Origin of the sequence: Kitasatospora sp. NBC_01302 (assembly GCF_035976515.1) — a bacterium.
Taxonomy (GTDB): Bacteria; Actinomycetota; Actinomycetes; order Streptomycetales; family Streptomycetaceae; genus Kitasatospora.
The window spans coordinates 7,363,663-7,376,877 of the sequence record NZ_CP108404.1 but is presented as its reverse complement, the minus strand read 5'-3'; the positions used below and the strand labels follow the sequence as shown (position 1 = coordinate 7,376,877).

The 13,215-nt window shown below is 73.8% G+C and carries 7 protein-coding genes; 4 read left to right on the top strand and 3 right to left on the bottom strand.

Annotated features, from left to right (window positions below; genetic code table 11):
* The first annotated feature begins 296 nt into the window (after positions 1–296).
* Positions 297–2,516 (top strand): NADP-dependent isocitrate dehydrogenase, encoded by a 2,220-nt coding sequence (locus OG294_RS32340; RefSeq protein WP_327070102.1) that lies wholly within the window; start codon positions 297–299, stop codon positions 2,514–2,516.
* Positions 2,517–2,584: 68 nt separating this feature from the next.
* Here the strand turns inward: OG294_RS32340 and thrS are convergent, their stop codons facing one another.
* Both thrS and OG294_RS32330 read right to left on the bottom strand, forming a co-directional pair.
* Positions 2,585–3,829, bottom strand: coding sequence for a threonine--tRNA ligase (gene thrS, locus OG294_RS32335; protein WP_327070101.1), 1,245 nt, complete (start codon positions 3,827–3,829; stop codon positions 2,585–2,587).
* 527 nt (positions 3,830–4,356) lie between these two features.
* Positions 4,357–4,908, bottom strand: a complete 552-nt coding sequence (locus tag OG294_RS32330) for a WhiB family transcriptional regulator (RefSeq protein ID WP_327070100.1) — start codon at positions 4,906–4,908, stop codon at positions 4,357–4,359.
* A 319-nt stretch (positions 4,909–5,227) separates the two neighbouring features.
* On the opposite strand from OG294_RS32330, the gene OG294_RS32325 reads away from it, so the two are divergent.
* Genes OG294_RS32325 through meaB form a run of 3 tightly spaced genes read left to right on the top strand, consistent with a single transcriptional unit; the run spans position 5,228 to position 10,352 of the window.
* Entirely contained in the window at positions 5,228–7,150 is a 1,923-nt protein-coding gene (locus OG294_RS32325; protein WP_327070099.1) for a methylmalonyl-CoA mutase family protein, read from the top strand.
* A complete protein-coding gene (gene scpA / locus OG294_RS32320) occupies positions 7,147–9,348 on the top strand; it encodes a methylmalonyl-CoA mutase (RefSeq protein WP_327070098.1) in 2,202 nt (733 codons plus the stop codon). Before OG294_RS32325 ends, scpA begins: the two co-directional genes overlap by 4 nt.
* An 11-nt stretch (positions 9,349–9,359) precedes the next feature.
* A complete protein-coding gene (gene meaB / locus OG294_RS32315) occupies positions 9,360–10,352 on the top strand; it encodes a methylmalonyl Co-A mutase-associated GTPase MeaB (RefSeq protein ID WP_327070097.1) in 993 nt (330 codons plus the stop codon).
* A 30-nt stretch (positions 10,353–10,382) separates the two neighbouring features.
* On the opposite strand, the gene lnt is transcribed toward meaB, so the two are convergent.
* Positions 10,383–13,196, bottom strand: a complete 2,814-nt coding sequence (lnt, locus tag OG294_RS32310) for an apolipoprotein N-acyltransferase (protein ID WP_327070096.1) — start codon at positions 13,194–13,196, stop codon at positions 10,383–10,385.
* Between the last annotated feature and the right edge of the window lie 19 nt (positions 13,197–13,215).

Genomic DNA, 13,215 nt, shown 5'->3' with positions numbered 1-13,215 from the left:
CGGTTCCTGCTCTCTCGTGGGGTGGTGAGAGGAGGACGGGCGCTGCGCGCCCCGGCCGAATGCGCTGGTGGCGCGGTGCTGCCGGTGCCGTCCTCATGAAGCGACACGGCGGCGGGACCGTGCCGGATCTGCCCGACTTCCCGACACCGCGGACCTGCGAACCGACCATATAGTTGGACGTCCTAGTAAGTCTAGAAGGCAAATCAGGACGTCCACCGGGGTGGGGTTGGTGTCGACAGGGGTCCGTCACGGGATATCTTGATATCAAGACGTTGTAGCCGTGAAGCGGAGCACTGATGACTGACTCGACCATCATCTATACGCACACTGACGAGGCCCCGGCCCTGGCAACGTATTCGTTCCTGCCGGTGATCCAGGCCTACGCCTCGACAGCGGGCGTCAAGGTGGAGACGCGCGACATCTCGCTGGCCGGGCGCATCATCGCCAGCTTCCCGGAGTACCTGGAGGAGGGCCAGCGGATCGCCGACGCGCTCGCCGAGCTCGGTGAGCTGGCCAAGACCCCCGAGGCCAACATCATCAAGCTGCCGAACGTCTCGGCCTCGATCCCGCAGCTCAAGGCGGCCGTCGCCGAGCTGCAGAGCCAGGGCTACGCCCTGCCGGACTACCCGGACGACCCGAAGACCGACAAGGAGCGGGAGGAGCGCGCCCGGTACGACAAGATCAAGGGCAGCGCCGTCAACCCCGTCCTGCGCGAGGGCAACTCCGACCGCCGGGCGCCCGCCTCGGTCAAGAACTACGCCAAGACCCACCCGCACCGGATGGGCGCCTGGAGCTCGGACTCCAAGACCAACGTCGCCACCATGGGCGTCGACGACTTCCGCCACACCGAGAAGTCCGCGGTCATCGCCGAGGCCGGCACCCTGCGGATCGAGCTGGCGACCGCCGACGGCACCACCACCGTGCTGCGCGAGTCGGTCCCGGTGCAGGCCGGTGAGGTCGTCGACGCCTCCGTGATGCACGTCGCCGCGCTGCGCGAGTTCCTGGCCGCCCAGGTGGCCCGGGCCAAGGCCGAGGGCGTGCTGTTCTCGGTGCACCTGAAGGCCACCATGATGAAGGTCTCCGACCCGATCATCTTCGGCCACGTGGTGCGCGCCTTCTTCCCCAAGACCTTCGCGCAGTTCGGCGAGGTGCTGGCCGGTGCCGGCCTGAACCCGAACAACGGCCTGGGCGGCATCCTCGGCGGCCTGGACGCGCTGCCGCAGGGCGCCGAGATCAAGGCCTCCTTCGAGGCCGAGCTCGCCGAGGGCCCGGCGCTGGCCATGGTCGACTCCGACCGCGGCATCACCAACCTGCACGTGCCGAGCGACGTCATCGTCGACGCCTCGATGCCGGCCATGATCCGCACCTCCGGCCACATGTGGGGCCCGGACGGCAAGGAGGCCGACACCCTGGCCGTGCTGCCGGACAGCAGCTACGCGGGCGTCTACCAGGTCGTCATCGACAACTGCCGCGAGCACGGCGCCTTCGACCCGACCACCATGGGCTCGGTGCCGAACGTCGGCCTGATGGCGCAGGCGGCCGAGGAGTACGGCAGCCACGACAAGACCTTCGAGATCCCGGCCGACGGCACCGTGCGCCTGGTCGACGCGGCCGGCAACGCGGTCATCGAGCAGCCGGTCAGCGCCGGCGACGTGTTCCGCGCCTGCCAGACCAAGGACGTGCCGATCCGCGACTGGGTCAAGCTGGCCGTCAACCGCGCCCGCGCCACCGGCAACCCGGCCGTCTTCTGGCTGGACGAGACCCGTGCGCACGACGCCAACCTGATCGCCAAGGTCAAGGCGTACCTGCCGGAGCACGACACCGAGGGCCTGCAGATCGAGATCCTCGCCCCCGAGCAGGCCACCGCCTTCTCGCTGGAGCGGATCCGCCGCGGCGAGGACACCATCTCGGTCACCGGCAACGTGCTGCGCGACTACCTGACCGACCTGTTCCCGATCCTGGAGCTGGGCACCAGCGCCAAGATGCTCTCGATCGTCCCGCTGATCAACGGCGGCGGCCTGTTCGAGACGGGCGCCGGCGGCTCCGCCCCGAAGCACGTCCAGCAGCTGGTCAAGGAGAACTACCTGCGCTGGGACAGCCTGGGCGAGTTCTTCGCGCTGGCGGCCAGCTTCGAGCACCTGGCGCAGACCACCGGCAACGCCGACGCCCAGGTGCTGGCCGACACCCTGGACCGGGCCACCGGCACCTTCCTCAACGAGGACAAGTCGCCCAGCCGTCGCCTCGGTGGCATCGACAACCGCGGCAGCCACTTCTACCTGGCGCTCTACTGGGCCCAGGAGCTGGCCAACCAGACCGGCGACGCCAAGCTCGCCGCGGCGTTCGGCCCGCTGGCCCGGACGCTGGCCGAGCAGGAGCAGACCATCGTCGACGAGCTGATCGCCGTGCAGGGCTCGCCGGTCGAGCTGGGCGGCTACTACCAGCCCGACCCGGCCAAGGCCGCGGCGGCCATGCGCCCCTCGAAGACCCTCAACGAGGCTCTCGCCACCCTCGGCTGATCAGGTCACCTTCCTCGGCCCCCGGGTCCGCCGCTGCGGACCCGGGGGCCTTGCCGTGCCGTGCCGCGTCAGGAGGCGGCCCACAGCTCGGCGCGGCGGGCGGCGAGCTGGGCCCGGATGCGGGCCACCGCCTCGGCGACCGGCAGCGGTTCGAGCCGCCGGCCGTCGCGCAACCGCAGCGCCACCGCCTCCCCGGCCGCCTCCCGGGGGCCGATCACCGCCTGGTACGGCACCAGCCGCGCGGTGCGGATCCGCGCCCCCAGGCCGCCCTCCTCGGGCAGCACCAGCTCCGCCCGCAGCCCCTCGGCCACGCACCGCTCGACGAGCGCGGCGGCGGCCGGCACCTCGGCGTCGCTCACCGGCAGCGCGACCAGCTGCACCGGCGCCAGCCAGCCGGGGAAGGCGCCCGCGTGCCGCTCGATCAGCTGGGCCACCACCCGCTCCACGCTGCCGATCACCGCGCGGTGCACCATCACCGGGCGGTGGCGGGCGCCGTCCGGGCCGACGTAGCGCAGGTCGAACCGCTCGGGCTGGTGGAAGTCGACCTGGATGGTGGACAGGGTGGCCTCGCGCCCGGCGCCGTCGGCGACCTGCACATCGATCTTGGGGCCGTAGAAGGCCGCCTCTCCCGCCACGCTCTCGTAGTCGATCCCGGCCGCCGCGAGCACGCCGGCCAGCAGTTCCCCGGCCCGGCGCCACATCGCCGGATCGGCAACGTACTTGCCGCCCTCGCCGGGCAGCGAGAGCCGGTAGCGGGCGGCCTCGATGCCCAGCACCCGGTAGGCCTCGCGGATCAACTCCAGGGCGGCACGCACCTCCTGGGCCACCTGGTCCAGGGTGCAGAAGATGTGCGCGTCGTTGAGCTGGATCGAGCGGACCCTGGTCAGCCCACCCAGCACCCCGGAGCGCTCGGCGCGGTACATCCCGCCCAGCTCGGCCATCCGCAGCGGCAGTTCGCGGTAACTGCGGGCCCGGGAGCGGAAGATCACCGCGTGGTGCGGGCAGAGGCTGGGCCGCAGCACCAGCTGCTCGCCGCCCAGGTCCATCGGCGGGAACATGTCCTCGCGGTAGTGCGCCCAGTGCCCCGAGATCTCGTACAGCTCGCGTTTGCCCAGCACCGGCGAGCAGACGTGCCGGTAGCCGGCCCGGCGCTCCATCTCGCGGACGTACTCCTCCACCGCGTGCCGCACCGCAGCGCCGGCCGGCAGCCAGTACGGCAGGCCGGCGCCGATCAGCGGGTCGGTGTCGAAGAGGTCGAGCGCACGGCCCAGCCTGCGGTGGTCGGGGGCGGGTTGGGCGGATTGGTCGGGCATGGGTACTCCTCGCATGGTGCGGAGCGAGTACCCACATGGCGAAGCCCCGGGGCACTCGCCCCGGGGCCTGGTCGACGTGAAGCAGCTGTCAGCGCACCGGGACGGTCTCCGGCGTCGTCGTCGCGACTGCGTGCTTCGGGAAGTTCATGTCTGCCAGCGTAACAGCGGCCCCCTCGGCCGGACATCGGATAAACGCCCCGGGAAACGCCACGGCCCCGGCCTCTTGTGGTGGCCGGGGCTGTGGCGAACGGCGGCCGGCCTAGCGGGCCGGGCGCCAGAGAGCGGGGAGCTGGTCCGGTCGGACCGAACGCTCGCCTCTTGGGGGGACGAGCCAGGCGAACAGCTTCTTGAGCATCGTAACCTCCTTTCATCGCGAACATGTCACGACTATGGCTACACCATGCGCATGAACGAATCCACTGGGTGAGGCCGCTGGGGGCGGGTTCCGGCCAAAGAATGGCCGGGAGGGCGCACTTGTCCCTTGACACGCCCGCGGCGCCCGGCAGTCCGCGCCGAACGGTGCCCGGTCACCCCTGCCCCGCCCTGCGGGTGACCCAGCCCGGCAGCGCCAGGCCCAGCGCACGGCAGTAATCGAGCACCCGCCAGGCCGTCGCCCGCGCCGCGCGGACGGTGGCGTCCGGCAGGTGGAGAGCCGCGGAGATCTCCCGCTCGGTCCACCCGTGGTTGAGCAGCAGCAGCACGACCCCGGGGCGGTCGCGCTCGGTCGGCGGCAGGCCCGCCGCGAGGAGCCCCTCCACCAGGCGCACCGCGCCCTCGCCCAGGGCCAGCAGCGCACTGCTCTGGCGGCGCAGCACCAGGCGCTCCATCGGCGTCAGCCCGCCCCAGATGCCGTCGCCCTCCCCGTCCGCCACCGCCTGCCGCAGGCAGGCCTGGCGCACCGGGCAGCACCGGCAGACGCCCTTGGCCGCCGCCACCCGGGCGCCGTTGTCCATGACCTGCCCGGCCTCGGCGCCGCGCCCGCAGGCGAAGAACAGCTCCGGGTCGACAAAGCGACATGCCGGCCCGGTGGTGGCGACCGTGGCCCCACCCGCCCGGCCGCCGGCCGAAGACCGTGACATTCCCGCCTCCTCGGCCCGTCCGTGGGCCGCACCGGCGGTACGGCCCCATCAGCTGTCACGGACCATCCGACCTGCGGGTTCACCAGGACCCGGGCATGAGCTCGGCCGAACGGCCGCAGCCGCGCACGGCGGCGGCGATGCGCAGCTGCTGAGCGGGCGTCAACCGCGGCGCGCCGCACCCGCCCGCGCCCCGCCCGGCGCGAGACCGGTACGACGAATCCCCCGGGTGCACCCGCAGGCCCGCCAGGTGGACCAGCGAGTGCAACATCACACCCGGTGACCCTGCTGCGGCTTCGGGCGCGGGCACTAACCTGCCCACATGACGGTCCCGCCCGAAGGGCTCCCCCTGGCCGCCGAGTTCCCGGATGCAAGCCGTGAGCAGTGGCGGCGCCTGGTCGAAGGCGTCCTGAGCAAGTCAGGTACGCAAGCCGCCCCCGGTTCGCCGGCCGAGGACGCGCTGGCCAGCACGCTTCAGGACGGGCTGCGCGCCCGTCCGCTGTACACCGCCGAGGACGCCCCGGCCCCGGCCGCGGCCGGCTACCCCGGCTTCCCGCCGTTCGTGCGCGGCGGTCGCCCGCAGGGTCCGGCGGTGGCGGGCTGGGAGGTCCGCCAGTACCACGCCGACCCGGACCCGGCGCGCGCCGCCGAGGCCGTGCTGGCCGACCTGGAGCACGGCGGCGGCTCGGTCTGGCTCGCGCTCGGCCCGGCCGGCCTGCCGGTCCCGGCGCTGCCGACGGCTCTGCGGGACGTCTACCTGGACCTCGCGGCCGTGGTGCTGGACGCCGGGGAGCAGACCAAGGCGGCGGCCGAGCGGTTCTTCGAGCTCCTGACCGAGCGCGCGGTGCCGAACGCGGCGGCCTCCGGCAACCTCGGCGCCGACCCGCTGGGCCTGCTCGCCCGCACCGGCGGCGCTGCCGACGGCACCGACGCCCAAGGCGCCGGCACCGATGCCACCACCGCCCGCCTCGCCGAGGCCGCCGAGCTGGCCGCACGCTGCCACCGCGACTACCCGGGCCTGCGCGCCCTGACCGTCGACGCCCTGGCCTACCACGACGCCGGCGCCTCCCCCGCCCAGGAGCTGGGCGCCGCGCTCGCCACCGGCGTCGCCTACCTGCGCGAGCTGACCGCCGCCGGGCTGTCCGTGGACGCGGCCGCCGGCCAGCTGGAGTTCCGCTTCGCCGCGACCGAGGACCAGTTCCTCACCATCGCCAAGTTCCGCGCCGCGCGCCGCCTGTGGGCCCGGGTCGCCGAGGTCAGCGGCGTCTCGCCGGAGGCCGCGGCCCAGCGCCAGCACGCCGTCACCTCGTCCGTGATGATGACCGCGCGCGACCCGTGGGTGAACATGCTGCGCACCACCGTGGCCACGCTGGCCGCCGGGGTCGGCGGCGCCGACGCGGTGACCGTGCTGCCGTTCGACAGCGCGCTCGGGCTGCCCGACACCTTCGCCCGCCGGATCGCCTGCAACACCCAGGCGATCCTGCTGGAGGAGTCGCACCTGGGCCGGGTGATCGACCCGGCCGGCGGCTCCTGGTACGTGGAGCAGCTGACCGAGGAGCTGGCGCAGGCCGCCTGGAGCTGGTTCCAGGAGATCGAGCGGGCCGGCGGCCTGCGGGCCGCGCTGGACTCCGGGCTGGTCGGCGGGACGATCGCCGCCACTTGGGCCGAGCGCTCGGCCAGGATCGCCAAGCGGCGCGAGCCGGTCACCGGCGTCAGCGAGTTCCCCAACCTCGGCGAGCAGCCGCTGGTCCGCGAGCCGGCTCCGGCCCCGCCCGGCGGCGGCCTGCCCCGGGTGCGCCGGGCCCAGGCCTTCGAGGCGCTGCGGGACCGCTCGGACGCGCACCTGGCGGCCACCGGCAGCCGGCCCAAGCTCTTCCTGGCCGCGCTCGGCCCGGCGGCCGTGCACACCGCGCGGGCCACCTTCGCCGCCAACCTGTTCCAGGCCGGCGGCATCGAGACGGTGCTCGCCGCGGGCACCGAGCCGGCCGCGCTGGCCGCGGAGTTCACCGCGAGCGGTGCGACCACGGCCTGCCTGTGCTCCAGCGACACGCTCTACGCTGAACTGGGCGAGGCGGTGGCCGGCGCGCTGAAGGCGGCCGGTGCCGGCACCGTACTGCTGGCCGGACGGCCCGGCGAGCAGCGCGAGGCCTACCAACGAGCCGGGGTGGACGGGTTCGTCTCCGCGGGCGGCGACGCGGTCGCGGTCCTGACCTCGCTCCTCGACCAGATCGGAGTGGCGCGATGATCCCCGACTTCACCACCATCGGGCTCGACGGGGAGCAGGCCGCCGCGGCCACCGCCGAGCAGTGGCAGGACGCCTGGCGCGAGGCCACCGGCAAGGACGTGGGCGAGCAGCTCTGGGAGACCCCGGAGGGCATCGGCGTCAAGCCGCTCTACACCGCCGAGGACCTGGCGGGCCTGGACTTCCTGGGCACCTACCCGGGCATCGCGCCCTTCCTGCGCGGCCCGTACCCGACGATGTACGTCAACCAGCCCTGGACGGTGCGCCAGTACGCGGGCTTCTCCACCGCGGAGGAGTCGAACGCCTTCTACCGCCGCAACCTGGCGGCCGGGCAGAAGGGCCTGTCGGTCGCCTTCGACCTGCCCACCCACCGCGGCTACGACAGCGACCACCCGCGGGTGACCGGCGACGTCGGCATGGCGGGCGTGGCGATCGACTCGATCTACGACATGCGCCAGCTCTTCGACGGCATCCCGCTCGACAGGATGTCGGTGTCGATGACCATGAACGGCGCCGTGCTGCCGGTGCTGGCGCTCTACATCGTGGCGGCCGAGGAGCAGGGGGTGCCGCCCGAGAAGCTGGCGGGGACCATCCAGAACGACATCCTCAAGGAGTTCATGGTCCGCAACACCTACATCTACCCGCCGCAGCCCTCGATGCGGATCATCTCCGACATCTTCGCGTACACCTCGCAGAAGATGCCGCGCTACAACTCGATCTCCATCTCCGGCTACCACATCCAGGAGGCCGGTGCGACGGCCGACCTGGAGCTCGCCTACACGCTGGCCGACGGCGTGGAGTACCTGCGGGCCGGGCTGGGCGCCGGGCTGGACGTGGACGCCTTCGCGCCGCGGCTGTCGTTCTTCTGGGCGATCGGGATGAACTTCTTCATGGAGGTCGCCAAGCTGCGCGCGGCCCGGCTGCTCTGGGCCAAGCTGGTCAAGCAGTTCGCCCCGTCGAGCCCCAAGTCGCTGTCGCTGCGCACCCATTCGCAGACCTCGGGCTGGTCGTTGACCGCCCAGGACGTGTTCAACAACGTCACCCGCACCTGTGTGGAGGCGATGGCCGCCACCCAGGGCCACACCCAGTCGCTGCACACCAACGCACTGGACGAGGCGCTCGCGCTGCCCACCGACTTCTCGGCCCGGATCGCGCGCAACACCCAGCTGATGCTCCAGCAGGAGTCGGGCACCTGCCGGGTGATCGACCCGTGGGGCGGCAGCGCCTACGTCGAGAAGCTCACCCACGACCTGGCCCGGCGCGCCTGGCAGCACATCCAGGAGGTCGAGGCGGCCGGCGGCATGGCCAAGGCGATCGACGCCGGCATCCCCAAGCTGCGCGTCGAGGAGGCCGCCGCCCGCACCCAGGCGCGGATCGACTCGGGCCGCCAGCCGGTGATCGGTGTCAACAAGTACCGGGTGGCCAACGACGAGCAGATCGACGTGCTCAAGGTCGACAACTCCTCGGTGCGCACCCAGCAGATCGAGAAGCTGCGCCGGCTGCGCGCCGAGCGCGACGAGGCCGCCTGCCAGGACGCGCTGCACGCGCTGACCCGCGCCGCCGAGGCGGGGTCGAGCAGCTCGCTGGAGGGCAACCTGCTGGCGCTGGCCGTGAACGCGGCCCGGGCCAAGGCCACCGTCGGCGAGATCTCGGACGCCCTGGAGAAGGTGTACGGGCGGCACTCCGGCCAGATCCGTACCATCTCGGGTGTGTACCGTGACGAAGCCGGAGCCTCCTCCACCGCCGTGCAGCGCACCCGTGACCTGGTCGAGAAGTTCGAGGCCGCCGAGGGACGCCGCCCGCGCATCCTGGTCGCCAAGATGGGCCAGGACGGCCACGACCGCGGCCAGAAGGTGATCGCCACCGCCTTCGCCGACCTCGGCTTCACGGTGGACGTCGGCCCGCTCTTCCAGACCCCGGCCGAGGTGGCCCGCCAGGCGGTGGAGGCCGACGTGCACATCGTCGGCGTCTCCTCGCTGGCGGCCGGGCACCTGACCCTGGTCCCGGCGCTGCGCGCCGAACTGGCCGCGGCCGGCCGGGAGGACATCACCATCGTGGTCGGCGGCGTGATCCCGCCGCAGGACTTCGAGGCGCTGTACGCGGCCGGTGCCGCGGCGGTCTTCGGGCCCGGCACGGTGATCCCGGACGCCGCGTACGAGCTGCTGGTCTCGCTCGGCGCCGAACTCGGCCACGAGCTGTGAGCCGCTGACCGATGGCCCGCACGATCGACCTCGACCAGTACCGGCAGGGTGTGCTCGACGGCTCGCGCGCCTGGATCGCGCGGGCCATCACCCTGGTCGAATCCACCCGGCCCGACCACCGCGAGCTCGCCCAGCGCCTGCTGGTCGACCTGCTGCCGCACTCCGGCAGGGCGGTGCGGGTCGGCATCACCGGCGTGCCCGGTGTCGGCAAGTCGACCTTCATCGAGGGTCTCGGCACCCGGCTGACCGGGCGCGGCCACAAGGTGGCGGTGCTCGCCGTCGACCCGACCTCCAGCAGGACCGGCGGCTCGATCCTGGGCGACAAGACCCGGATGGAGAAACTCTCCGCCGACCCGAACGCCTTCGTCCGCCCCTCCCCCACCTCCGGCACGCTCGGCGGGGTGGCCCGCGCCACCCGCGAGTCGATGGTGGTGATGGAGGCGGCCGGCTACGACGTGGTGCTGGTCGAGACGGTCGGCGTCGGCCAGTCCGAGACCACGGTGGCGGGCATGGTCGACTCCTTCCTGCTGCTCACCCTGGCCCGCACCGGCGACCAGCTCCAGGGCATAAAGAAGGGCGTGCTGGAGCTGGCCGACCTGATCGCGGTCAACAAGGCCGACGGCCCGCACGACCGCGACGCCAGGGCCGCCGCCCGCGAACTGGCCGGCGCCCTGCGCCTGCTCCAGGCCCCGGACGCCGTCTGGACGCCCCCGGTGCTCACCTGCAGCGGCCTGGACGGCACCGGCCTGGACGAACTCTGGGAGCGCCTCACCCAGCACCGCGAGCTGCTGGAGGCCACCGGCGCGCTCACCGCCAAGCGGCGCGACCAGCAGGTCGCCTGGACCTGGGCCATGGTGCACGACCAGCTCTACGCCCAGCTCCACGAACACCCCGGGGTCCGCCGCCTGACCCCCGCGCTGGAACGCCAGGTCCGCGAAGGCACCCTCACCGCGACCCTGGCGGCCCAGCAACTCCTCGCCGCCTTCCAGCACCCCGGGGAGTAGGCAGGGAGCCACGGGCGTGGGGCGCCTGCGTCACGGCCGCCCCCGCCCCAGGCCCGCCGCCGTCACCGCGCCCGCCAGCACCGTGAAGGCCACGGCGAGCATCCAGTCGCCCGTGCGCTGGTACGGGGTGGTGCCCGAGACCAGCGGGACCTGGGTCACGAAGGCGCCGCGGTAGCCGTCGCCGTGCCAGGCCAGCAGGTGGCCGTGCGCGTCGAAGACCGCGCTGTCGCCGGTCAGGCCGACCTGGACCGCGGGGCGGCCGGTCTCCACGGCGCGCACCGCGGCCAGTGAGGCGTGCTGGGGCTGGGCCCAACTGCCCTGGAAGGTGGACGTGCTGGTCTGGTACACCAGCAGCCGGGCGCCGTGCGCGACCTCGGTCCTGGCCATGTCGGGGAAGGTCGACTCGTAGCAGATCAGCGGTCCGAAGCCGACCGGCCCGGCCTGCATGACCACCGTCCGGTCGCCGCGCAGCACGTTGGTCGGCGCCGCCTTGCTGATGCCGGTCAGCCAGCCCAGCGCCGACCGGAACGGGATGTACTCGCCGAACGGGACCAGCCGGATCTTCGCGTACGTGCCCAGCACGCCGCCGGGGCCGATGAGCAGCGACTGCTTGTAGAAGCCCGAGCCGTCGGCCGCCGGCGCGTCGCCGTTGACCAGCAGGTCGCCGCCCACGGTACGGGCGAGCGCGGCGAGCGAAGCGTTCGAGGACACGCCGCTGTTCACGTTGTCCGCCAGCGAGCTCTCCCCCCACACCACCAGGGCCGGGTGCTGCGCGGCGAGCCGGCCGGTCGCCGCGACCTCGAAGGCCTGCTGCTCGGCGGGGGTGGCCACCCCGGGCTGCACCACGGCCACCGGCACGCTGCCGGTCACCGGCAGCCCCGGGCGCACCGCCGACCAGAGCGGCCCGGCCGCCAGGCACCCGGCGGCCGTGATCAACGCCGCGACCCGCAGCCGCAGCCGACGCTGGATCAGCACCACCGCCAGCGCCGTGTTCACCACGGCCACCAGGAACCCGGTGAGCCAGACCCCGCCCAGCGCCGCGGTGGAGAGCATCTCGGGCTGGTTCCATTGGGTGGCCCCCAGCAGCGCCCACGGCCCGCCCAGGCTCTGCCAGGACCGCGCGCCCTCCGCGCAGAGCCAGGCACTGGGGACCACCACCAGCGCCGCCACCGTGCGCCGGCCGGTCAGCGGAGCGGCCAGCAGCCGGTGCACGGCCCAGCCCCAGGGCAGCCAGAGGGCACCGAGCAGCACGCCCGCCAGCGCGAGCGCGGGGCCGATGTCGGGCACCAGCCAGTACTGGGTGGCCATCTCGAAGCCCGCCAGGCCCCACCAGGCCCGCAGCACGCCCTCGCGCCGGGTCGGCGCGGCACGGACCACCAGGGTCAGCGGCACCAGCGCGAACCAGGCCAGCCACCACCAGGCGGGCGCGGGAAAGGCGAGCGCGGGCAGCATGCCGACGGCGAGGGCGCCGAGCCGTCCCCGGTAGCGGCCCGGCGGCTTCGCCCGCCGCTGCCGTCCGCCGGTCAGCCGGTGCGCCAGCCGCTCACGGGGCCGCCAGCCCTGTTCGACCGCCCCGAACACCACCCACCCGGCGGTGAAGCCGGCCGCCACCCACCAGAGCAGCGCCCGCTGGTGCCCGGACTGCCACCAGGGCACCATCACCAGGCCGGCGAGCACGAACGAGACGTTGTAGAGCATGTCGTAGATCGCGAAGACCCGGCCGCGCGCCGCATCGGGCGTCGCACCGCCGACCAGCGCGTCGGTGCAGACCTTGAGCACCTGGAAGGCGAAGGCCGCCACCCCCACGCACGGCACCAGCACCCAGATCGAGGGCAGCAGCCCACCGACGTAGGCCGCCGCGGCGGCCGGCAGGAAGGCCGCCGGCAGCAGCGCGCGGGCCCCGTAGCGGGCGGCCAGCGGCGGCGCCGCCGCGCTCGCCGCGAAGGTGGCGACCCCGGTGACGGCCAGCGCGATCCCGTACCCGGAGGCCTTCAGCCCGTACTGCGAGTCGGCGACCAGCACCAGCAGCACGAAGCCGGCCCCGAGCAGCAGCCGGTGGGTGGCCACCGCCAGCAGGGGCCGCCGGATCGCGGTGCTGCCGCCGGCCACCTTCACGCCGTCCCAGAGGTCCACCGCCACCCGGCGCAGCCGCACCAGCACGCGCTCCGCCCCGGCGCCGGCGCCCCGCCCGCCCAGGTAGGGCAGCGGCGCGAAGACCAGGGCGGCCGCCACGTACAGCAGGCCCGCCGCCATGAACCCGGCCGCCGCCGACCACCCCACGAACTGCGAACCGCCGACCGCGCCGAGGAACGCCGAGGCCGATCCGGCCAGCGCGGAGAGCGCGTTGGCCGGCACCAGCCGCTCCCGGGGCACGGTGCGCGGCAGCGCGGCCCCCTTGGCGGTGAGCACGAGGCGGGAGGAGGAGAGCAGCAGCAGGGTCGCCACGTACGCCGCCGGGGTCCACCGCTGCGCCACGATCACCGCGCCGGCCAGCACCAGCACCGCGCGCAGCACCGAGACCACGACCAGCGTGCGGCGCCGGTCGAACCGGTCCAGCAGCACCCCGGCGAACGGCCCCAGCAGGCTGAACGGCAGCAGCGTCACCGCCAGCACGAGGGCGATCCGGCCGGGCGTGGCGCCGCGGCCCACGTCGAAGAGGACGAACTGGGCGAAGGCGATCTGGGCCAGCCCGTCGCCCGCCTGGCCCAGGCACTGTCCGCCGATCAACCCGCGCAGCGGGCCGCTGAGGTCCTGCCGGACGGACCCGCCGCCCAGCCCGGTGGCCGCGCGCGGCACCGGCCCGTCGGGGGTCGGGCCGCGTCTGAGCCCCGTTCGTTCGCGCATCGGTGCAGATCACCCGCTG